The sequence below is a fragment of the Clostridium sp. DL-VIII genome, from assembly GCF_000230835.1.
GTDB lineage: Bacteria > Bacillota > Clostridia > Clostridiales > Clostridiaceae > Clostridium.
Genome location: NZ_CM001240.1, coordinates 2,521,018 through 2,543,619 on the forward strand (window position 1 = coordinate 2,521,018; position 22,602 = coordinate 2,543,619).

Sequence of the window (22,602 nt, forward strand, 5' to 3'; positions counted from 1 at the left end):
ATATTTGAGTTCTGTTTTAAGCAGATAAAGCTAATACTAGTGATAAAATATGAATTTGATGAATATAATATTCTGATAAAAATATAAAGAGGGAAAATATGGAGAATACAAACAATACAAATCTTGCAGATAGAACAGGTGGATTAAAAATTCAATGTTTTAGAGGTGATGATTACATTCCGATTGATGGTGCTAAGATAACTGTAAGAGGAACAGCAGATTCTGAAAACGCTAATAATGTAGAACTTACCACAGATTCAGCAGGATTAACTGAGGTAATAGATCTAACAGCACCGCCATTAGAATACTCTTTAAATGAAAATAGCAATCAAATACCTTATAGTGTATATGATATAACGGTTGAAAGAAGCGGTTTTAATCCTATAATAATACGAGGATGTCAAGTATTTCCCACAAGGATTGCATATCAAATATGTAATTTAGAGATAAGTTCAGCACGTGGATATATGAGACAGGAAATAATAAATATACAGCCAAATACTTTAAATGGAAATTTTCCGCCTAAGATACCGGAAGACCCTGAGAAACCATTACCGGAGCCAACTTCAGGAGTTGTACTGCCTCAGCCGGTAGTTCCTGAATATGTCACTGTCCATCAAGGTGGACCGGATGACCCATCTGCACCAAATTATAGAGTGCCATTTAAAGACTATATTAAAAATGTAGCATCCTGTGAAATATATTCAACTTGGACTGAATCAGCCTTAAGAGCAAATATCTTTTGCATTGTATCATTTACCTTAAATAGAATTTTTACTGAATGGTATAGAGGAAAAGGTAAAAATTTTGATATTACAAGCTCTACGGCTTATGATCAAGCCTTTAATTATGGTAGAAACTTTTATGATAACATAAGTCAGATTGTAGATGAAATTTTCTCGACATATGTAAGAAGAATCGGAAGAAAGCAGCCACTTTTCACACAATACTGTGATGGAAAAAGCGTTACATGCCCACAGTGGTTAAGTCAATGGGGAAGTCAGGAATTAGGACGTCAAGGCCTTGGACCATATGACATATTAACTCGTTATTATGGAACAGATATTGAATTAGTAACAGCAGAAAAAGTTGCTGGAAGCCCAATGTCCTATCCGGGAGAAGAACTTACTATAGGATCAAGAGGTCCAGCAGTAAGGGCAATTCAAGGTCAATTAAATAGAATAGCAAGGAATTACCCATTGATTCCACGACTTGCTGAGGATGGAATATATGGACCAAAGACTGCACAGTCAGTAAAAACCTTTCAACAGATATTTTCGCTGCCACAAACAGGAATAGTTGACTATGCAACCTGGTATAAGATATCAGATGTTTATGTCGGTGTAACAAGAATTGCAGAACTTACTACTACTGAATCAAGCAGGGCATGGAAAAATGAATTCATACCACCAACAATATTAGGAATGGATGATAAAAGATTTGTTCCAAGGTTCTATTACTAGATAAATCAACTTAATAAACAGCCTGAATTAGAAAAATACAGTAGATCTTTATGAGATAATAATATTTAAGAGGTATTTATGCATATGACTTTTAAGTTTAAACCTATTAATGAACTTATAGATAATATTTATTGTAATAGACAAAAACAATTTACCTTGGAGGAATTAGCACAATATGATGGAAGTGATGGAAAACCAACTTATGTGGCAGTAGATGGTATAGTTTATGACTTGAGTAATGTATCGTCTTGGTCTGGAGGCAGTCACTTTGGGGTTAAGGCTGGAAAAGATTTAACTGATGAATTCAATTCTCATCATGGGATGAAGGAAATTCTTAGTAACATACCTAAGGTTGGTGTACTCAGTGAAAGGAAAGAGAGTCGCATTGTATCTATAACCAGGCAGCCTTTGGTAGATACATATGATTTTAGCCCTGATGATTGGATACAATATATAACTCCACTAGTAGATGATGCATTAGAGGAAGCTGACGGTGGTGTAAGGCTTGAACATTTATTTCAAAAATATATTATGATAGGTATACTTGTTGGGCAGGGAAGAACTTTTCAAGAAGCGATTGATGAGATAGAAGAGTGGGAAAATACAGGCATAGCCAATCTGCTAGATGAGAGCAGGGAGAACGTATAAAATAGAATTCATTACAAAGGATGATGAATTGAAAAATTTGCATGGACTTTTGCTTACTAAAAATGCACATGGATTGTATGAGAAATATGGATTTGAAAGAAATACTGAAAAATTTATGCATAAAATTAGTGTCATATAGTTATAATTAAAAGTTATTTAAAACTAGCGTACTTTTTAAGCTATGTAATTGATGAAATAATCCTAAAGAGAGCACTTTTAGGATTATTTTTTCAGTTCAAACGGTACTGGCTTTGAATCAAGCCAATGTTATATTTCATGTTACTGTATTTATGAGGATTTTAATACAAAACAAACTCTGTAATATATATCAAATAGTAGTATATATTGTTATAATCTATATATATAATAAAAGTTATTTGTATAACATACTTATAAACGATAATTTATTAAGCAGTTTAAACTACTAACTTTAAATACAAAGAGGTGTAATTATGAGAATACATGACAAATGCTTGCCGTGTGTGGTTAATCAAGCTATCAAAGTGGCCAATATTACAGGTGTTAATAATAAAGAAGAGCTATTGAGGAAGGTTTTTGCTTATCTTAGTAAAATGGATTTTGAAGCTACCGCACCAGAAATAAAAAGATGTAATTCTAATTTATAGAGGAGATTTTGATGAGAACTAAATATGTAGTAGTAGAAGATTATAATCCAGAATGGAAAAATGAATTTGAACATATAAAGAATGAATTATTAACAGTTTTATCTGGAAAAATAAATTCGATTGAACATGTAGGAAGTACATCTGTTGAAGGATTAGCAGCAAAACCAATTATCGATATAGATGTTGTAATCGACAGAAATTTTCAAGAGGTAAAAAAGCATTAGAGTCTATTGGATATATATATGAAGGAGATTTGGGGATATCGGGTAGAGAAGCATTTTGCTATGATAATAAGCCTCATTTAATGATACATCATTTGTATGTATGTAATAGATATAATGAAGAATTACATAAGCATATAACATTTAGAAATTATTTAAGACAACATGAAGAAGATAGACGTAGATATACTTTAATAAAAAAAGAGATGGCTTTGAAATATCCAGAAGATATAGATTCATATATTGAAGGAAAGCAGTCTGTAATATTAGATATCTATAAGAAATGTGGGTTATGCGAATAAACTTTAATTTAAGGTTGAATGAATAGTAATGGTGGAGAATGGATTAAGTGTCCAGAAGATGTTGTGGACTTAGCCATTTTTCTTGTAGGACAACCTGATATAGGGCCTACGGCGCAAAGTTTTAGCTTAATGAGAAGAGATATATGAATATATCTATTGTATCTTTATATGAAAATCCTAATTTAAAAGAGAGTGTTATTGATTATTGTATAGATAATTGGCCAAAAGTCCAGAACACCTTTACTAAAAATCTTGAGGAATCATTAAACAAAGAAGATAAATTACCATTGACGTATCTTTTAATGAAAGATTTAAAAATAATTGAATTTTATCAAATTGTTAAAGAAGAACGGATTAAGAATATGAATTATTTATCTCCATGGTTAGACTGTTTATTTATTGATAAAAACGAGAGAGGAAAGGCTTTATGAGCTATGTTGCTTGAACACGGAAGAAGAATTGTAGGGTCTCTAGGGTATAATAAGGTTTATTTAACAACTGATCACATTCAATTTTATGAGAAATATGGATTTAGTGAGATAGGTTTAGATATTACTTTATCTGGTAGGCCAACCAAGGTATATGAAAAGTCTGTATTATAACAACTAAACTTAATTTCAGATAGGACCTGCAACAAACGAAAGTGTTTTAAATTTAATTATCTGGTCTAAATAAAAATTAGTAGTATTTATAATCAATATTAAAATGTATAAAATAGTAATTTAATAATTTTTATTGGTATTTGAGAATTATCTTCTCAAACTATTGAGTTAAGGGATAAAGTAATATATAATATAACAAAACATGGTAATGCACAGCGAAGTGAAAATAAAAAGTTGTGTTTTTCCATGTTTTATTTTTATAAACAAAAATAAGAATGGAAAAGTATGGTATTGATGTTCAATTTACATATGCAAATTCTACTGAACTAATAAGCCAGATGGAAATTATTTAGGTTTTATAAAAATAGAGATAAACTAAGATGAATGAAAATATGGGAGGAAATGCTTTATGAAAGTATATGTCTTGGACACGGGATATTTAGAAACTGATAAAAATAATGTAGTAGGTGGAGCTACTATGGGAACCTATAGCAAGCCATACGTAGAGAATAAGTGGATTAAGCTGCCTGTAATGTCTATTTTAATAGATCATCCCGATGGAAAAATTTTATATGATGTAGGAAGTAATCCAGAAGCAATGAATGGCTATTGGCCAAAAAATTTGCAAGAAGTTTATCCATTATATCAAACAAAGGAACAAAGATTAGAAAATCAATTAGCTTTATGTGGAACAAAACCAGAAGAAATAAAGAAAGTGATAATTTCTCATATGCATTTAGATCATGCAGGAAACTTAAATATGTTTAAAGATGCTGATGTATATGTACCAAAGGCAGATTTTATGCAAGCTCAAACTCAAGTAAGGTTAAACGAAAATCCGCTTACCCATGGAGGATATATTAAAGCTGATATGGATGTTTCAGTAAAACAATATCATTTGGTGGAAGAAGATTTTGAATTTGCAAAAGGTGTAGAAATAATAAATTTACCAGGACATACACCAGGATTACTTGGAATAGTAGTTCATTTGGAAGATGAAGGCACATTAATCTTCCCACAAGATTGTGTATATAGCTCAGAAATCTACGGACCACCAGCTAAAGCATCAGGATTACTTTATGATAGTCTTTCCTTCTTTAAATCAATTGAAAAGGTAAGAGCTCTAGAGAAAAAATATGATGCCAAAGTATTTTTTGCTCATGATGAAGAATTCTTTAAAACAATAAAACTTGCTCCAGAATTCTATAAATAAAAAGTAATAAACGTCTGGGCCTGGGTGTTCTTCTTTACTAATATTTTTACTTATAAAATATCTCATATTCTAATATGGTTTACCATAAGTATTCTTTACCATATATATTCTGAAGAATATAAGAATATATATTCCGAACAATATTACCATAAATATTCTTCAGAATATGCTTGGAGAATGAGGCTTGAGAAGGTATTTGAGCTTAAATATAATGTTTATGGATGCAGTATTGTCAATGACATGCTAGTTAGAGAAAATTTGAGAATGTATAATAGAAATTAAATACTATGATTTCTATGAATAGACAATAAAAAATCCTAAATTCATATATTGAATTCAGGATTTTTTGCTACGTTCAACGGTTATGGAGTTGTAGTTTTACCGACGTGTCCATATGAAACGATAGACTCATCTTGATGTTTTGAGTGCGTTTTTATTTTTCTTGTTTACCAGTATAAGAAATTATCTGAGTTTAATGTCAACTATTCTTATTACCTTCTATTAACTCTTTCAAGCTAATACTAGGATTAGTATAGCGTTTTCTGTTTTGTGTTATATTCTTATAGTTAATAGCCTGCTTGGGGCACCATTGCACACACGCCATACATTGTTCACAATTGTGATTAAAACTAGGTTTTTTGTTTTTCATTACTATGTTCGAAACAGGGCAGACTGCCTCACAGGTTCCACAACCTATACAAGCATCGGAAACATTAAAACCTTTGTCTTTTCTGGCGTATATTAATTTTTGTCCAATAGCAGTTGATATATTAAGAGGCTCGTTCACTTTACCTATTGGCTGCTGTGTTTTAGCAGCTATCTTTTGTGCTAATGCAGGTATATTATCGGTAGCAAGTTGATATTTCTCTTGGGCTCTCTCGTTCAATTCATACATGGCAACATAATTTCCAACCATAATAATTTTCTCTGCAAAATTAAGTGTCACACCTTTTTTGGCTAAAATTTTGGCGGGAACAGTTAACGCAACACCACTTATATTCCCACATCCAGTCACAGCAAAAAAATATGCGTCTTTACTTTTTTCAAGCGACATTTCGCTTATAAATTGTTTTACTCTTCGCGGCAAATTTAAGGCGTATGTCGGATACACAAAACCGATATAATCATACACTTCATTGCTGTCATGTTTCCCTTTACTCATTGATACCAGAGTGCAATCTGGCAATGCCTCAGCTATCTTTTTTGCTAACTGTAAGTTGTTTCCTGTTCCTGTAAAATAATAAATAACACTTTTCACTTTCAATTACCTCCTTATTTGTTACAATCAATATCAACTATATAACTATTTTATATAGTTATAGCTAAAAATCACAACTGCCAGCCTAGCAGGCAGTTGAGAAGAGCGTTAAAAAATCATTCCTTATTATAGTGACTTAGAAATATCCGCCAGAGTTGTTTTTTTGAGAGATTCCTTCATGGCGATTTCAGCATCCTGCATACGATTTTTTATGAGCGATTTTAAATTATCAATTCTTGGATCTTCAATTAGAAAATCAATGTCCATCTTAAATAAAGAGCCGTGTTCAACTGCTGAAAATATGTCTAATAGGGTTATCTCTGCAATTGGTTTTCCTAAAATAACTCCGCCTTTAGCTCCTTCTTTTGTCGTTGTGAGTCCAGCAGCATTGAGACTTCTCAATATTCTAACCACTGTTGGAGCAGGTATTTTAAGAAATTCGGCAATAGTCTTTGCCGATACAAACTCAAATCCATATTCCTCCATTTTCTGATTAATTAAAAGACTAATGGAAATCGCTCTTGAAAATTCTGTTGAATATGCCACAATTCTTACCTCCCTTTGAATTAACTAAATCAACTATACATTTATTTGATCTAGTTGTCAAGAGAAAATAAATCTTGTAACATTGAAAGCTAAAATCAATCCAATATTGATAGGCAAGGTAATTTAATTATGGAATTAGCATGTAAAGGTAGAATTACACCTAATGAATTAGAAACATTATATGATGGCATATAGGACATGATTCCATACTTTGTACTGATAGTCATAAGAGCTATATGCAATTTGTAAATGATTTATCATTAGAATACAAACCTATAAAAAGCGGTAAACATAAAGAGGGATTATATCATATTCAAATAACATATGTGATATTTTGTAAATCATGTTATAATAAGCATTATGCAAAACTGTAATTTAATGAACAATAGTACATTATTGAATTTTATAAATATGGAGGTTTATAGATGTACAACAATAGAAAATTAGTTCTATATATTGCGACAAGTTTAGATGGTTACATAGCTACAGAGGATGATTCCTTGGAATGGTTGTTTAAAACTGAAGGTGAAGGAGATAATGGATATTCTGAATTCTACAATACAGTTGATACTATTCTAATTGGTAGAAGAACTTATGATTGGATTATTGAAAAAGAAAAAGGTAACTTTCCTTATAAGAATAAAAAGTGTTATGTATTTTCTGAATCAGAAACAGGTAAGAATGAAAATGTAGAATTTATTAATCAAGATGTAGTGGAATTTACAAATAAAATCAAAAGGCTGGATGGAGGAAACATATGGCTTGTTGGCGGTGGCGTTCTTCTAAATTCTTTTATTAAAGAAAGGTTAGTTGACGAATTTATTATTACTATATCACCTACACTAATAGGTCATGGAATACCTTTATTTAAAAAAAATGATTTTGAGTTAGAACTAAAGTTAAAGGGGATAAGGAGGTTCAATCAATTTGTTGAACTCCATTACAAGATGAAATAAAACAATTGATATTTAGTTCACAGTTTTCTTATATTGAGTATTATAGATGGACAATCCTACCTATAATTTTTTAGGCTATATTTCAACATAATATTAAAACATAGCCAAATAAATAAACTGAGACTCATAGTTAAATGAAGTAAGAACCACGCAGTTGAACGTGGCTTTTTTTTATTATACAATAGTAGTTAAGCTAGTGTTTTTAATTGTGAAGAAGCAGTATATGCTTGAAGAATACCTCCAATAAATAATCCAACAGAAAAGCCACACAATAATGAATATAAAGTACTAAAGTAAAGTGTGCTATATAATGATGGATTAATGCTTAGAGCAACACCTAATAAATATTTCACAAAGAAATTAACAATGACAAAAATTAATGGCAAATAAGTGCCTGTTTTATATAGTGAATTATCTTTTATATATAGCTTTCTGTATCGCGAATATAGAAAATAAGATATTAGTAAACCAAAACACATAAAGATGATATAAAAAATCATAGCAATATTTAAATAGCTAAAACCTGTAAATAATTTTTCTAAGCCCCAAACCATAAAAATCAATGGCACAATAAACATTTTAGGGAAAGATACTTCACCATCTTTTGCTGAATTAAGTCCTCGTTTTAATAGAAAAATAAGTAAAATCCAAACATAAAAAGGGGTTCCGCTTATAACTTCAGCAATAATATTAATAACATTCATATAAATACCTTCTTTCAATTCATATCATGGAGTAAGATTACAACAAAAGATAGATAGGGGCAATACGAATTGGCATAAGAGGTATATTTATATACATAAGAGGTATAAAAGATAATATGAAATATAACTAAGCATAGAAAAAATCAACAACAGCTTTTAAATTACTGTTGTTGATTTTTTCTATTTCTATCTAAGATTTCGTTCATTTTCTTAACTTCGATTTTATCATGTTGATAGTTAATAATTCTTACCAAAATATAAATTACTACAATTTGTATGGAGGTTAAGAATATTGTGTTAATGGACATATTCCAACTAAAAACGTAATTTGAGCCTATAACCATTGCCCAAGCTATGAGTATAAATAATAAGGAGTTAAATATTGAATCTCTAGGAATAATATATTTATTAATGAGTACTTTTATTAATGTCAAAATTAAAGATAAACATAAAAGATCATGTAATATTTGATTATTTAAATTTTGTCCGCTTATAAGTTGAAATAATACAATTACAGTAAAAACTATGGAGGTTAATTTTAATATTTTTTTTAAATATTCAAAGGTCACTCAGTATCCCTCATTCCTAATTTGCTTTTTAAGTTTGAAACATATCTTCTTGAAATAATAACTTTCTCTTTGTTTGTCAAAAGTGCTTCTAAGTTCCCACTTAGTTTAGGATAAAAAGAGTAAATTTTATTGATATTCAGAAGCATAGACTTGGATATTCTTAGGAAGTTATTGCTAGATAATTGTTCTTCAAGTATATATAATTTTTCGGAAATTTCATAGGTTTCTGCTTTTGTATATATAAATATTTTTCTATCTATGGATTCTATATAAAAAACTTCATCTATATTTACTTTATAATGCTTATCTTCTTTTTTTACAAGCAAGTATTTAATAATTTTTTTTGAAGAGGTAAGTAATTCTATAGCTTCATTAATTTTTTCATTAACATTGTGAATATTAAAATTAACTTCTTCTTCTAATTCAGAAGAGATAATATTTATATTAACTTTCATTTTTGTACTCCTATAATTAGAAAATTATTCTCTTTATTTATATATTGTAAAGTGTTAATTTTTAAATGTCTATAAATTTAATACTTTTAAGTTCTATTCTTATATATAATTAAAGAGTAAATTTATTATCAGCAAATATAATAAAAACTGCAGAAATATATAAGTTCTCTGCAGTTTCTTTGTTTATATGAAAAATAATATTAAATTCCTTTAGATTTCCTTCTATTGAATAGTCTTAAGAATGTTAAAGTAGTGACAATTAAGATTATTACTGCTGCAGCTATGTATACAATTTTCATACCATATATGAAAATATCATTTTTTCCTGGTACAAAATCTGTAACATGATAGCCTATTCTATAACTCATCATACTATATAAAAGTGTTGTAGCCATAGCTATTCCGAATACTAGTCCTAAGTTTTTTACAAGTGCATTTACACTTCCTGAACAGTTATTATAAAAGATATAATCAAAATTAAAAAATGCTAGTTAATTATTGGAATACATTTTAAGCAATTGTCTATTTCACATTGAATTTCCCACAATTTGGAGTCTAGTATTATTCTTTGTACCTCCTCAGATGTCATATGATGTATGCCAATAAATAAAGTACCATCCTTATTAATAAGTCGATGTAATTCTTTTAGAAACTTATTTTTTTCTTGAACCATATGAAACATGTCTATAGCAATTATTATATTTGCAACATTATCTTTTATTTCATTAATATTTTTTGCGAGGACTGTTTCTACATTTGTAAGTTGATATTTGTTAATTTTCTTTTTTACAGATTCTATTGCTAATTCATAAATGTCAACAGCGTAGACTTTGCCACTTTCACCTAGAATTTCCGATATTTTTTTAGTGTACCCACCTGAGCCGCAACCATAGTCAATTACGATATCTCCATTTTTAATATTAAATTTATTGCACTCTTCGTTGATTGGAGCAATTCTATCTCGCTCTTCTAGCATAGAAATCATATGTTCGACTGTGAAATTATTATGATGCATAAAGTTAATCCTCCTTATTTAATTGAAATTTTTATATTATAAATATTTGACAACATAAATTTAATTTATAGGCAATAAGCTTATAATTAATTTTTATTTAAACTTTTGAGCTTTCTGCCTCTGTCTTAGTATTTTTTATAGTAAGACTAAAGATAATCCCCACAATTGCTATAGCTGCACAAAGCAAAAATGCTTCATTAGGATTTAATTTTTTCGAGTTTTAGATAGTGATTATTTTATTTTTTATAAATATATTAAAGATGTCTTATATCTGTAATTGAAGTGATAAGTCCTATTAGGACTTAATTAAAGTAATAATGACTAGTCTTTATTAACTTCAAAATTTTCTTCATTAGCGATTTCATATATTTTTTTATCTTGCAGATAACTTTCCATTAGGTTCTCAGCTTCAGTCATTACCTTATGAATCGCACATTTGCTTTCTCCAAATTCACATCTAAATAAAGCACAATTTCCTTCAACTGCATTTATGACATCCATAAAAGAAATTTCTTCTGCCTTTTTGCTAAAAAAATATCCGCCATTCGCTCCTGAAGTCGAATCAATTAGCCCAGCCTTTACTAATTGTGTTAATATTTTAGAAAGATATGTGACAGATACATTAAAGTGTTTTGCCAGCGTAATTACACTGATTTTTTCACCTTTAGCATGTTCAATCATATATACAATAGTATGTAGAGCATAATTTGTTGCTTTTGTATATTTCAAATAATCACCACCAAAAAGATATTAAAGAGTCTTTATGTCTTTAATAATATTATTAACTATGAATCTTGTCAATATTTAAATTCATTTATATATAATAGTTTACTTTTAATGGTTAGGAGATAAGAAAGTGTTTGCTATTTAATAATATTCTATTAGTTATAAGCTGTTAAACAAAAGCATTGACAGTAAAAATGCTGTATGATACCATCTAAAGTGATTGTTTTATAAAAAAGGAGACTTGAAGAGATGATTTTAGTTGTTCTTAACTAAACTATTAAAATTAAATAGTTTTAGATGCTTTAAAGTTCTAGTATGGAACTTAATTAAGTGTGCATTTTAAGAGCAATATCTTCTATTAAACTCTTTTATAAAAAATAAAGTAACTTTAGCTACACATACATTATATATGCTTATTTTTGTTAAGCTAAAATATATGTTCATTATTAAGTTTAATTTAAATATGATAAAAGATTTTTAAATAAATTAACTCCCCATAGATGATATTGTTTGTCTATGGGGAATTTTATTGTTTAAAGATTAGGCATTTAAGAAATCATAACAATCTTTTAGATTAATGCTAATTCTGTAGTAACAAAAGATATTCCGCTATATTATATTGCAGGGGGAGACCCTTGCAGAATTATAAGAAAAAAGCAATCACTTTTGGGATTAAATAGTGTGATATTTCAAAATATGCTATAATTCAGTAAATGGTTATAATTTGAAAATAAATACAAAGGTAATAAAGAGGTGATACATGATTGATATATGATAGTGTATACATAAAAGAAATTCGTCTCAGGAAAGAAATTTATAAAGAAGATAGCTATATTAATAAGTTACCTGTAGTTAATAATTTAGAGAGATTAGCTTTATCAAGTAATGTAAGCTTTTTTGTTGGGGAAAATGGTAGTGGAAAATCAACATTATTAGAAGCTATTGCAGTTAACAGTGGATTTAATGCAGAAGGAGGAACTAGAAATTTTTGCTTTTCATCAAGAGAAACGCATTCTGATTTATATAAGTACATTACAGTAGTGAAAAGTGTGAAGCGACCTAATGATGGATTTTTCCTAAGAGCAGAAAGTTTTTATAATGTGGCTACGGAAATAGAAAGGCTTGATGTAGGAAGTTCTAGAGGAAATCCTGTCATAAACAGTTATGGGGGGACATCGTTACATAAGATGTCCCATGGTGAAAGTTTTATTACACTCATGACTAATCGTTTTAGTGGAAATGGGTTATATATTTTAGATGAACCAGAAGCGGCATTATCACCATTAAAGCAAATGGCTATGCTTAGTATAATTAATGAACTTGTAAAGAAAAAATCCCAGTTTATTATTGCAACTCATTCACCTATATTAATGGCATACCCAGATGCAGATATATTTGTGATAGATGATGATGGAATTAGAAAAACTCCTTATAAAAAGACAGATAATTATATGATAACAAGAAGATTTTTAGAGAATCCTGAAAAAATGATAGATTATTTGTTTGAATAGATTATTAAAGTTATTGTACAGTTGATTTTAAATAGCTTATTATTTCTCTTACAGATTCATCATACTTTAAAAAGCTATGGCCTTCTAAATTTAAGGAGACATGCTTAATATTATTGTTATTTTTGCTATTTTTAACTAGAGTATTGCACATATTTTTGCTTGGCCAGTATGAATCATTTTCAGATGAAATGAGCAGTATCTTGCCTTTATAAGAATCTATAGTTATTACAGCATCTGGATTAAAATTATTTTCTATGGAAGTTTCATAACATCTGCAAAAATTATTATTTTTTGCATTATTCATAGCCTCCTCATCAATATTAAATTTGATATATGGTAATTCCTTATTACTAAAGGACCATGAAGCTTTTGGCTGTGCTTTTAAGATACTGAAAAGATCTTCTGGCAAGCCTTGAAAAACATATGAACTAGGAACACAGGCGATAGTGATTACTGATTTCATATAATTTGTTAACACTAAAGCAGCTTCTCCTCCTTTAGATTGACCTATAATAATTACTTCATTGTCAGGGATATTGTATTTTTCTTTAATAAAGTTTATGGAATTCGTAAAATACTCAATTGGAACCATTTCTAAAGACTTTGTAAGTTCTCCGACTCCATAGTATGCTAAGAGTAAAATATTGAAATTCTGTTTTAAGTAATTGGATAAATCATTACTTATATTAGATGGAAGCCCAGGTACGCTTCCACCCATAATAACTGCTAATCGTTTTCCTTTATTTTCGTAAAAATCTGCATAAATTTCTTTTGACCTGTATTGCTCCATTTTAAATACCTCCATAATTTGAATTATTTAGTTAAGAAGTTCTCTGTAATCTGATTCAAGAACGTCATCTATATATTTATTAATATTTTCTGCTGTGTAATCTATATTTAGAGCTTTGAGATGATAAGTGCATAAGGTGAAAATTATATCTTTTATTCTACAATCAAGTCTTTCGTTAAGCCAATTGGTTATTACACCAAATATGCTATGTGTAAGAAGAACTGAAGTTATCTCTATATTATCTATACCACATAAGTGTTTTGTGTTTAAATGCTCTAACAGCATTTTTAAATATACAGTTGTTCTATCTAGGATTTCTGTACGTTTATTTTCAAATAATTCATTAATGCCCATGGATTTTACAAACAATATTTTGGCAAACTCTTTATTTTTTGCGTATATACAGATTGCATTTGTCATTGAGACTGTAAATTGTTCGATTACATTATCTTTTAAAGCATTTGAACTTTCTAAAGCAGCATTCATACTCATATTTGAAATTTCATCAAAGATTTGTAGCAATATTTCTTCTTTGTTATTAAAGTAAGAATAAAACGAACCTACAGAAATAGAAGCTTCATTAGTTATATCTTTTATAGAAGTTTCTATATAGCCCTTTTTGGAAAAAACATCAGCAGCAGCTTTTAAAATTACTTTTCGTTTTAATTCTTTTTTATCTTCTGTTTTTCTTGTAAGAATATTATCCATAAAAATTCACTCCTTAATAAAATGAATTTGAATTCAAATTCATTTTTATTGTAAATCTAAAGATATAGGTTGTCAATAAAAAAACCAAGGGGGAGTTCTATTCTTTCAATTTTTTAAAGCTCCTGAGACGAGGAGAGCTTGCGCAGATATTTATTTATAAGTCTGATATTTATAGTAGCACAGGTTTTGTTGGATTTGAAACTTCAGGATTATATTTCAGAAGAATATATATGGTGAACATTATAAATTTATGAACATACTTTAGATGTATAGAGTAATATTAAATAAGTGACAGAGATAAAAATGTTTAATGATAAACAATTACTTTTAATAGAGAATAAATTGAAAATAAATTTTGAGGGGAAACCATTAAAGTTTGTTAATCATATATATCGAAACATCAATCGTTACTTTATACCTATATCGGAATTTATTAACCAATTGGAATGTGAATTTAATAGCCCAAAAAGTAAAGAAAATATACTATTTAAAGAGAAATATTCAACATGTATAAATTATAAGATTAATAATTATAAGTTTATTATAGTTAATAATGTATTATACTTATCATTATTTGATATATGCAGAATGTTAAATGCTAAATCTAGATGGGATTACAATAGTAGTTCCATATCACTTTATTGGGATAGGGATAAGCATGAGAGTTGTATGAGACCTCGTGGAAGAGTTGCTTTAATTAGATTTGAAGACGTAACTGCAGGTGATGAGTATTTAGATTCTGACAATCTAGAGAAATTTAGAGTAGTAGCAGACTATATGTTTTCAGCTGGTGTTCCATTTCATATAGCATGGATACCAAGGTTTATTGATCCTCCAAACGGTATTGACAATGATATATCTAAAGATTATAGCATGTCTAATGCAAACTTTCTTTTCACAATTGAGTACTTACTGAACAGAAATGGGATAATTGGCTTGCATGGCTATACTCATCAGTATGGTAATGAGGTAAGTGCAGATGGTACTGAGTTTAATGAAGAACGGAATAATGATGAAGAGAGTGTAAGAAAAAGAGTTGAAGCAGCTATTAATACGGCAAAAAAATTAGAATTGTCTGTGAAGTTTTTTGAGAGCCCTCATTATGCAGCTACTGAATTTCAACAGAGTATATTTGAGCAGTATTTTGAGATAATTTATGAATGTTGCGTAGGCATCTGGGGATCGCAAATAGTTCTAAGTCCCCGGAATCATAGAACCTTATATATTCCTACACCTTTAGATTATGTAGAAGGGAAAGGTGATACGGAAAAAATGCTTGATGGAATAAATAATTTAGGTGAAGCCACATTAGCTAGCTTATTTTATCACCCATATATTGATTTTGAATATATAACACTTAAAAGTGATACTAATGGATATCCACTAAGTAATTATTCGGAAAATTCTCCACTTCATCGAATAGTAAAAGCTTTATATGATAAAAAGTGTAACTTTGCAAAAATCACAGACATAGGCTGCAATAATAAACCATATCATAAGTGAATGCTGAATTTACTAAAATTCGATAGTGAAATAGGAGAGAGGCAAGGGACGCTTCGCCTCCACCATAAAATCCAGGACCATTTGTATGTGGCTTAAATAGCTGCTTACAGGTGGTCGTGTTTTTTTATTGCCACGGGGTAGCGTAACAATTAAACCCTCGAAAAGCTAAAAATCTACAATTTGAATTTAATTTGGGTACTTATTATCTGAAAATATTATTATCTTTCTTTGTGATATTTTATTTTTTATGATCTGGATAACATGTCGAATATAAATTTGCTAAGTTATTTTCCTTACAAACTAATTCAGTAAATACACTCCACAATGAAACCTATGAAAATAATCTGGATTTTTTCATGGTTTTCATTTACTTTAGCAATAGATCAATCATGCTATATTATTAGTTCTAAAATAGATTAAGAGATATAAAGAATGGCAATGATATTTATATATCTATATTTTTATAAATATAGGATAATTGTACTAAAAATGGAAAGTATTTTGGCGCAGTAATAATTTTAGAATATTGCGATTAATTATAGCAATATATACCTAATTGAAAATTCTATAATTGTGAATATATGAATAATGAATTGACAGGTAATCTTATGATATACTGTATATAGATATTTGTTAATAGGATGGTGGAGTAAATTGAAAGAAGATGAATTTAATAGTTATATATATGGATATGCAAATGTTCAGCAGTATAAAACAGATGTTGCTTTTAAGACATTAGTTGAAGGTGTTAAAGATAATTTGTATATTATACCGGATTTTCAAAGGGTTTACAAGTGGACGGATGGTCAGGTTGAAAATTTAGCAGTATCACTTATAAGAGGAATGCCAATTCCGCCAATATATGTTTATAGAAATGAAATGAATCAGCTTGAAATACTAGATGGACAGCAGCGTATTATAAGCATGGTTTTATATTATATGGGAAAATATACAGAAAAAATACGTAATAATTATATTGATTTAAAAATAGATAATACTCCTAATGCATCTTTATTTGATTGTTTAAAGAAAATAAACTTAATAGATAAAAAATATGAGATGAAATACTATGAAATTATAAATGGAGAAGAAATGGAAAAAAATGTTGATATTACGTATGAAACACTGCCTATAAATATAAGAAGAAAACTAGATTACACAAATATTACTGTTATAGAAATTATTATTGAGAATAAGGAATTGCGTAATCGATATTTATACAAAATATTTGCAAATTTAAATTCGGGAGGTATACCATTAACACCACAAGAATTAAGAAATGGTATCTATGGATGTGAATTTTATAAAATGCTTTCAGAAGTTAATGAATCTAATGAAAGATGGAAGGAACTGTTTGGCAATGAAACTGACAGTAGTAGAAATATGGAACGTTTATTAACCTTCTGTGCTTATAAATATTATATAAAATTTGAAGATGATAAATTTACTATTGATAATTATAAGAATATGAATAAATTATTAAACGATTTTTCAGAAGAAGCAGTTAAATTTGATGATGCGAAGATTGATGAATATAAAAAAGATATTGAAAATTTTATTAGTTTACTAAAAGGAAAGATTCCAAAACAATTGCTAAAAACAGCTTTATTAGAAATTTTATTTACAGTAACAAACAAAACAAATTGCCAAGTAAGTATCACTAAAGAGTTTTATGATAATATATCAAAGATTAATGAATATAGTAAAACAATTAAAACAGGAAATAGAACAAAATCAGCTATAGAAAGCAAATTAGAGGCGGTATACAATGAAATACGCAAGTTTATTGAATAAAGTTATAAAAATAATGGAGGACTCTGGTAATAAGAATTGGATTATTATTGGAGACAATTCTATTGGAAAGTCTGAAGTGCTTAGAGGATATGTGACAAAAAATAAAGAGGCTTATTATATAGACTCTGTAAATCGTGGATTTGACATAAGAAAAGTGATTTTACAGGATATTGAATCTTTCAGTATTACCAGTAGGCAAATTATAGATACAAGAATAAAAGATGAATTTTATAACTTGACTGATAGCTTTGGAGGAAATGATCATATAGAAAGATTGTATCCCTTGTATAAAGATAAATTAAAAAGTTTATTTAAAAATTATCTTGATGTAGATTTTAGCATTGAAAGAGAAGGATATGAGGAAGGATATGGAGAAGGTCCACTAATATGTAAAATAGATAATATTAAAGCTGAATTATCTAGTGGTTATCAGGCACTTGCTCGTATATTTTCAGAACTTATATTTTACAAGGACATTATTAAAGAAAAAGGAATTATTGTTATTGATGAAATTGATGAGTTTTTGTCACCTAAAAATTCAGCGAATATATTAAATTTCTTAATTAGTGAATTTCCAGGTAATAACTTTATTGTAAGTACACATTCAGGAGATTTAATTGCTAATACTAATGCTGCAAGTATCATTGCGTTGGAAAAAGAAAATTTTAGTATTTTAGATAGCAATGACTTTACTACATTGACAGAAGTAAATACTCTATTTCATAAGCTGTTTAATAACCAAGAAAGAGAGAAAGATCATTTAGTAGATGATAAATTACAAAGATTATTTGATTTAAAGATAATTGGAAAATGGACAGAGGAAGAGGAGATTGAATTTAGCAATATAGACTTTAATAACCTTACATCTGTACAAAAGTTGATTCATAAGCAGATTGAGGAGTGGTAATTGGTATGAGCAGTGTTACAATAATTGATATACCATCATTTACACCTCAATATGAATCTGATAAGAGTTACGGTTATAAAGATGCAAATGGAAAGAGGTTGCTGGAACTTCTATATAAAACTACTAATGGGTATTGTATGTATTGCTATTGTAAAATCGATATAGATAATAAGAAATTTGGTCAGTTAGAACATGCAATTGAAAAAGATTTTTGTAAAAAAAAATTATCTGAATGCGTTCCTAATATAGGGCTTGCTTGTCCTAAATGCAATCAGTCTTTTAAGAATTCGGGTTTGACCAAAAAGGACAAAAATAATAAGATAAAGGGTATATTTACTCATAAGCAAATAGAAAATTTTGAAAAAACAGTTTGTAGCAATTCTGTGAAATGCACAAAAGAATGCAGGGAATATAAAATAATTAAAAGGGTTTATTTGCAAAAAAGAAATATTATATTACAGCCTATGGGAGTAACTGTAAAAGGACATTCTTATAATATTCAATATAATTTGCTTACATTAACATTTGAACCTAGTGATACGGTAGCGTATACTGATGCTGAGAAAGAATTTATAAGAGAACATATTTCAAAGTTTAATTTAAATGATTCTATATATAGGACTCGTGAAATACTTAAATTTTGTGAAGATATAATAAATGGAGATAGATATTTAAGAAAAGGAAAATATAATAATTATATTGTAGATTTGTTTGTAGATAAGCTTGAAAATTTGGATGAAGAAGCAAGGATAAAATTATGTAGTACTATTTATATGATAGGAAAGAGTAAGAGAATTATATAGTAGTATAATTATTTAAGGTCATTAAGTGGTGGATTTCATGCCTCCACCATGAAACCTACGACCATTTGTATGTGACTTAAATAGTTGCTTACAGGTGGGCGTGGGTTTTTATTATTACAGTATCTTAAACAATCGTGAAATTTAATTAGAATAGAAACATTTTAAAATAATACTAGGTCATGATATTAAGATATTATTGGTTAAGAGGTTGATTGGATGCAATATGAAGAACTGTATCAAATGTATATTACTTTAAAAAAAGAAAATGAATTTTTGAAAAATGAAAATAAGAAAATGCGGGAGTTGCTTGAAAGTCATGGCGGAATAGTTAATACCGAAGATGAGATTATAATTAATGAGGAAATGGAGAGTTATGGAGATAAAAGACCGATTATAACCGAAGATAATCAAATAGGTAAAGTGAGTAATATGAGTACACCAAAAGAAAAAATACATTTATTTATGTCATTGTTTAAAGGGCGGGAAGATGTTTATGCAAAACGCTTTGAAAAGAAAGATGGAAAAGGTGGATATTCTCCAGTATGTATGAATGAATGGAAAAAGTGGATTTGTAATAAACCTAAAATTAAATGTTCACAATGTGAAAATAGAAAATATTCGGTGTTGGGCTTTGATGAGATAAATAGACATTTGCGGGGAATAGAAGTTTTAGGAATATATCCGATGTTAGAAGACGAAAAATGCTTTTTTCTTGCCATTGATTTTGATGATGATGGATGGGAAAAGGATGTTACTATTATAAGAGAAGTATGTAAGGGAAAAAGCATTCCTTTTGCGGTAGAACGGTCAAGATCAGGAAATGGAGCTCATGTATGGTTTTTCTTTAATGAAAGTATAAGCGCAGTAATAGCTAGGAAATTTGGAACAGCTATTTTGACTTATGCAATGGATAAAAGGCATGAGATAAAATTTAAATCTTATGATAGATTATTTCCAAATCAGGATACCATGCCCAATGGTGGACTAGGTAATCTAATTGCATTACCTTTGCAAAAAAATTCCAGGGGAAATAATAACAGTGTATTTATTGATGAAAATTTTGAGCCGTATAGTGACCAATGGCTTTTTTTATCTACAATTAATAAGATATCTAAAGAAGATTTAGATTTATATATCATAAAATTGGCAGTGACAAATGAATTAGGCGAATTAATGATGATTAAAAATGAAACTGTTAAGCCATGGGATGAAGTAAAGGAAGAACCTAAATTAATTTCATCGGATTTTCCAGATACGGTCAATATAGTAATAGCTAATATGCTTTATATTCATAAAAAAGGATTTTCCAATAAAGTTTTAAATAAAATTAAAAGATTAGCTGCATTTAAGAATCAGGAATTCTACAAGTTTCAAGCAATGAGGATGAATACATTTAATAAACCACGTATTATTTCATTGTCAGATGAAACAGAGGATTATTTATGTATTCCAAGAGGATGTGAAGATGAACTTCTGAGTTTATTAAGTGAAAATAATGCATATATAAGTTTAGATAATAAAACACATCCAGGTAAAGAAATAAAGGTCCAATTTAATGGAGAACTTAGAAATGAACAGGTGCAAGCAGTAGAAGAAATGTTGAAATATAATAATGGAGTTTTATCAGCTACTACAGCTTTTGGTAAAACTGTTATTGGAGCCAATTTGATTTCAGAGAAGAAAGTTAATACGTTAATAATAGTACATACAAAACAATTATTAGAACAATGGATCAAGAGATTGAATGAATTTTTAATTATTGATGAAGTTGTAATTGTTGAGGATAATAAGAAAAGAGGAAGAAATAAAATTATTAATGTTATTGGCCAATTAGGCGGTGGAAAGAATAGATTAAGTGGAATAATTGATATCGCTACAATGCAATCACTAGTTAGAGAAGGTGAAGTTAAAGATTTAGTTAAAGATTATGGAATGGTTATAGTTGATGAATGTCATCATGTTTCAGCTTTTAGTCTAGAACAAATTTTAAAGAATGTTTATGCTAAATATGTATATGGGCTAACTGCAACGCCAACACGAAAGGATGGGCATGATCCTATTATTTTTATGCAATGTGGTCCAATTAGATATAAAGTTGATCCGATAAAGCAAGCTCTAAAGCGACCATTTGAGCATTATGTCATTCCTAGGTTTACACGATTTAACATAAAAAATAATATAGAAAAAAATCAGTTAACAATAACAGATATTTATTCACAAATAGTTGAAAGTCATATTAGAAATAAAATGATTGTTGAGGATGTAATTGAATGTGTAAAAAATGGGCGGAATCCTATCGTTTTAACAGAAAGAACTGCTCATGTTAAAATGCTTTCTGAAGAATTAGAAAAACAACTGTTAGATGTGATAACGCTAACTGGGGCAATGGCAGATAGAGAGAAGAAAAAGGAAATGGAAAGACTTCAAGCGATACCAAGAGAAAGAAATTTTGTAATAGTTGCAACTGGTAAGTTTATAGGGGAAGGTTTTGATGAGTCAAGACTTGATAGTCTTTTTTTAGCTATGCCAATATCATGGAAAGGTACATTGCAACAATATGTAGGAAGACTGCATAGGTTATATGAAAATAAATATGAAGTTCAAGTATATGATTATGTAGATATGCATGTTGGGGTTTTAGAGAAAATGTATCAAAAAAGATTAAAAGGGTATTCAGCTATAGGATATTGGATTAAAAGTGATACTAAATTGTCGGAGAGCATTAACTCAATTTATAATAGTAAAAATTTCTTAACGATATATAACAATGATGTTTTATCTGCTAAAAAAGAATTAGTTATATCGAGTCCTTTTATTAGCAAGATAAGTTTAACAAGATTATTGGAGAATTTTAAAGCGTTATTAAATACAAGTGTAAAAATTAAGATAATCACTAGACCAGAAGAAGATTTTAATGGTGCTTCTAGAGAAAATATGAAAGCTATATTTGAAGTTTTATCAAAGGTTGGAATTGATTTAGTATTTAAAACTAATTTGTATAAAAAGTTTGCTGTGATTGATAATAAGGTAGTTTGGTATGGTGGTATAAATTTATTAAGTTATAGCAATTCAGAAGATAGTATAATGAGGTTAGACAATGTTGAGATAGCAAATGAAATACTAAAAGATGATGATGATGAAGAAAATGAGATACCTATTCAGGAAAGATTTATATGATTTAAATGAAAATAATTTAGTAATATTATATAAAGTGAAGTAGAAAAGGATTGCCATTTAACACGGTGGAATGGGAGAACGAGGCAGATATAGAGACTGAAATAC

The 22,602-nt window shown here is 28.8% G+C and carries 22 protein-coding genes and 4 pseudogenes; 17 read left to right on the forward strand and 9 right to left on the reverse strand.

Annotation, left to right across the window (positions count from 1 at the left end; genetic code table 11):
- Nucleotides 1-54: 54 nt before the first annotated feature.
- The 9 genes and pseudogenes from CDLVIII_RS11540 to CDLVIII_RS11560 form a co-directional block, all read left to right on the forward strand.
- A pseudogene (locus CDLVIII_RS11540) lies at nt 55-1,463 on the forward strand (peptidoglycan-binding domain-containing protein); the annotation flags it as partial.
- A gap of 84 nt (nt 1,464-1,547) precedes the next feature.
- Nucleotides 1,548-2,111 carry a cytochrome b5 domain-containing protein gene (locus tag CDLVIII_RS11545; protein WP_242835888.1) on the forward strand — a complete coding sequence of 188 codons (564 nt, stop codon included), beginning with the start codon at nt 1,548-1,550 and terminating at the stop codon, nt 2,109-2,111.
- Nucleotides 2,089-2,250: a hypothetical protein gene (locus tag CDLVIII_RS30650; protein ID WP_186005558.1), complete on the forward strand. Its 162-nt coding sequence runs from the start codon at nt 2,089-2,091 to the stop codon at nt 2,248-2,250. Before CDLVIII_RS11545 ends, CDLVIII_RS30650 begins: the two co-directional genes overlap by 23 nt.
- A 313-nt stretch (nt 2,251-2,563) precedes the next feature.
- On the forward strand, nt 2,564-2,737 hold the full coding sequence (locus CDLVIII_RS30655; protein WP_009169634.1) for a protein of unknown function DUF89: 174 nt from the start codon (nt 2,564-2,566) through the stop codon (nt 2,735-2,737).
- 11 nt (nt 2,738-2,748) lie between these two features.
- Nucleotides 2,749-3,260, forward strand: a pseudogene (locus CDLVIII_RS11550) (GrpB family protein).
- A gap of 18 nt (nt 3,261-3,278) precedes the next feature.
- A complete protein-coding gene (locus CDLVIII_RS32490) occupies nt 3,279-3,407 on the forward strand; it encodes a hypothetical protein (RefSeq protein WP_278245912.1) in 129 nt (42 codons plus the stop codon).
- Nucleotides 3,404-3,691, forward strand: a complete 288-nt coding sequence (locus CDLVIII_RS29265; RefSeq protein WP_050816255.1) for a hypothetical protein — start codon at nt 3,404-3,406, stop codon at nt 3,689-3,691. Before CDLVIII_RS32490 ends, CDLVIII_RS29265 begins: the two co-directional genes overlap by 4 nt.
- 3 nt (nt 3,692-3,694) lie before the next feature.
- The gene (locus CDLVIII_RS31230) at nt 3,695-3,862 is read left to right on the forward strand and encodes a hypothetical protein (protein ID WP_186005559.1); all 168 of its coding nucleotides are present in this window, start codon (nt 3,695-3,697) and stop codon (nt 3,860-3,862) included.
- 409 nt (nt 3,863-4,271) lie between these two features.
- Complete coding sequence (locus CDLVIII_RS11560; RefSeq protein WP_009169636.1) at nt 4,272-5,075, forward strand: N-acyl homoserine lactonase family protein; 804 nt, start codon at nt 4,272-4,274, stop codon at nt 5,073-5,075.
- Nucleotides 5,076-5,553: 478 nt separating this feature from the next.
- Here CDLVIII_RS11560 and CDLVIII_RS11565 read toward each other — a convergent pair whose 3' ends face one another.
- A complete protein-coding gene (locus tag CDLVIII_RS11565) occupies nt 5,554-6,333 on the reverse strand; it encodes an EFR1 family ferrodoxin (protein WP_009169637.1) in 780 nt (259 codons plus the stop codon).
- 126 nt (nt 6,334-6,459) lie between these two features.
- The gene (locus CDLVIII_RS11570; protein ID WP_009169638.1) at nt 6,460-6,879 is read right to left on the reverse strand and encodes an Rrf2 family transcriptional regulator; all 420 of its coding nucleotides are present in this window, start codon (nt 6,877-6,879) and stop codon (nt 6,460-6,462) included.
- Between the two features lie 99 nt (nt 6,880-6,978).
- Here CDLVIII_RS11570 and CDLVIII_RS29845 point away from each other — a divergent pair.
- Together CDLVIII_RS29845 and CDLVIII_RS11575 are read left to right on the forward strand one after the other, a co-directional pair.
- Nucleotides 6,979-7,196 (forward strand): annotated as a pseudogene (locus CDLVIII_RS29845) (IS1595 family transposase); the annotation flags it as partial.
- Between the two features lie 108 nt (nt 7,197-7,304).
- A complete protein-coding gene (locus CDLVIII_RS11575; RefSeq protein ID WP_009169639.1) occupies nt 7,305-7,835 on the forward strand; it encodes a dihydrofolate reductase family protein in 531 nt (176 codons plus the stop codon).
- Nucleotides 7,836-8,023: 188 nt separating this feature from the next.
- On the opposite strand, the gene CDLVIII_RS11580 is transcribed toward CDLVIII_RS11575, so the two are convergent.
- From CDLVIII_RS11580 to CDLVIII_RS11605, 5 genes and pseudogenes are all read right to left on the reverse strand, one after another.
- The gene (locus CDLVIII_RS11580) at nt 8,024-8,539 is read right to left on the reverse strand and encodes a DUF6622 family protein (RefSeq protein WP_009169640.1); all 516 of its coding nucleotides are present in this window, start codon (nt 8,537-8,539) and stop codon (nt 8,024-8,026) included.
- A gap of 565 nt (nt 8,540-9,104) precedes the next feature.
- On the reverse strand, nt 9,105-9,563 hold the full coding sequence (locus tag CDLVIII_RS11590) for a LytTR family DNA-binding domain-containing protein (RefSeq protein ID WP_009169642.1): 459 nt from the start codon (nt 9,561-9,563) through the stop codon (nt 9,105-9,107).
- 200 nt (nt 9,564-9,763) lie between these two features.
- Nucleotides 9,764-10,012: pseudogene (locus tag CDLVIII_RS11595) on the reverse strand (MFS transporter); the annotation flags it as partial.
- 38 nt (nt 10,013-10,050) lie between these two features.
- Nucleotides 10,051-10,578: a class I SAM-dependent methyltransferase gene (locus CDLVIII_RS11600; protein WP_009169643.1), complete on the reverse strand. Its 528-nt coding sequence runs from the start codon at nt 10,576-10,578 to the stop codon at nt 10,051-10,053.
- 321 nt (nt 10,579-10,899) lie between these two features.
- On the reverse strand, nt 10,900-11,307 hold the full coding sequence (locus CDLVIII_RS11605; RefSeq protein WP_009169644.1) for an Rrf2 family transcriptional regulator: 408 nt from the start codon (nt 11,305-11,307) through the stop codon (nt 10,900-10,902).
- Nucleotides 11,308-12,068: 761 nt separating this feature from the next.
- Here CDLVIII_RS11605 and CDLVIII_RS11610 point away from each other — a divergent pair.
- Nucleotides 12,069-12,815 carry an AAA family ATPase gene (locus CDLVIII_RS11610; protein WP_009169645.1) on the forward strand — a complete coding sequence of 249 codons (747 nt, stop codon included), beginning with the start codon at nt 12,069-12,071 and terminating at the stop codon, nt 12,813-12,815.
- A gap of 10 nt (nt 12,816-12,825) precedes the next feature.
- On the opposite strand, the gene CDLVIII_RS11615 is transcribed toward CDLVIII_RS11610, so the two are convergent.
- Both CDLVIII_RS11615 and CDLVIII_RS11620 read right to left on the reverse strand, forming a co-directional pair.
- Nucleotides 12,826-13,605, reverse strand: a complete 780-nt coding sequence (locus tag CDLVIII_RS11615) for an acyl-CoA thioester hydrolase/BAAT C-terminal domain-containing protein (protein ID WP_009169646.1) — start codon at nt 13,603-13,605, stop codon at nt 12,826-12,828.
- Nucleotides 13,606-13,632: 27 nt separating this feature from the next.
- On the reverse strand, nt 13,633-14,313 hold the full coding sequence (locus CDLVIII_RS11620) for a TetR/AcrR family transcriptional regulator (RefSeq protein WP_009169647.1): 681 nt from the start codon (nt 14,311-14,313) through the stop codon (nt 13,633-13,635).
- Nucleotides 14,314-14,601: 288 nt separating this feature from the next.
- On the opposite strand from CDLVIII_RS11620, the gene CDLVIII_RS11625 reads away from it, so the two are divergent.
- The 5 genes from CDLVIII_RS11625 to CDLVIII_RS11645 all read left to right on the forward strand — a co-directional run bounded on the left by CDLVIII_RS11625 (nt 14,602) and on the right by CDLVIII_RS11645 (nt 22,497).
- Nucleotides 14,602-15,816, forward strand: a complete 1,215-nt coding sequence (locus CDLVIII_RS11625) for a DUF2334 domain-containing protein (RefSeq protein WP_242835890.1) — start codon at nt 14,602-14,604, stop codon at nt 15,814-15,816.
- Nucleotides 15,817-16,470: 654 nt separating this feature from the next.
- Nucleotides 16,471-17,610: a DUF262 domain-containing protein gene (locus CDLVIII_RS11630; RefSeq protein WP_009169649.1), complete on the forward strand. Its 1,140-nt coding sequence runs from the start codon at nt 16,471-16,473 to the stop codon at nt 17,608-17,610.
- Nucleotides 17,585-18,517: an ATP-binding protein gene (locus CDLVIII_RS11635; RefSeq protein WP_009169650.1), complete on the forward strand. Its 933-nt coding sequence runs from the start codon at nt 17,585-17,587 to the stop codon at nt 18,515-18,517. Before CDLVIII_RS11630 ends, CDLVIII_RS11635 begins: the two co-directional genes overlap by 26 nt.
- A 5-nt stretch (nt 18,518-18,522) precedes the next feature.
- Nucleotides 18,523-19,320, forward strand: a complete 798-nt coding sequence (locus CDLVIII_RS11640; RefSeq protein WP_009169651.1) for a hypothetical protein — start codon at nt 18,523-18,525, stop codon at nt 19,318-19,320.
- 216 nt (nt 19,321-19,536) lie between these two features.
- Nucleotides 19,537-22,497, forward strand: a complete 2,961-nt coding sequence (locus CDLVIII_RS11645) for a DEAD/DEAH box helicase family protein (protein WP_009169652.1) — start codon at nt 19,537-19,539, stop codon at nt 22,495-22,497.
- The last annotated feature ends 105 nt before the right edge of the window (nt 22,498-22,602 follow it).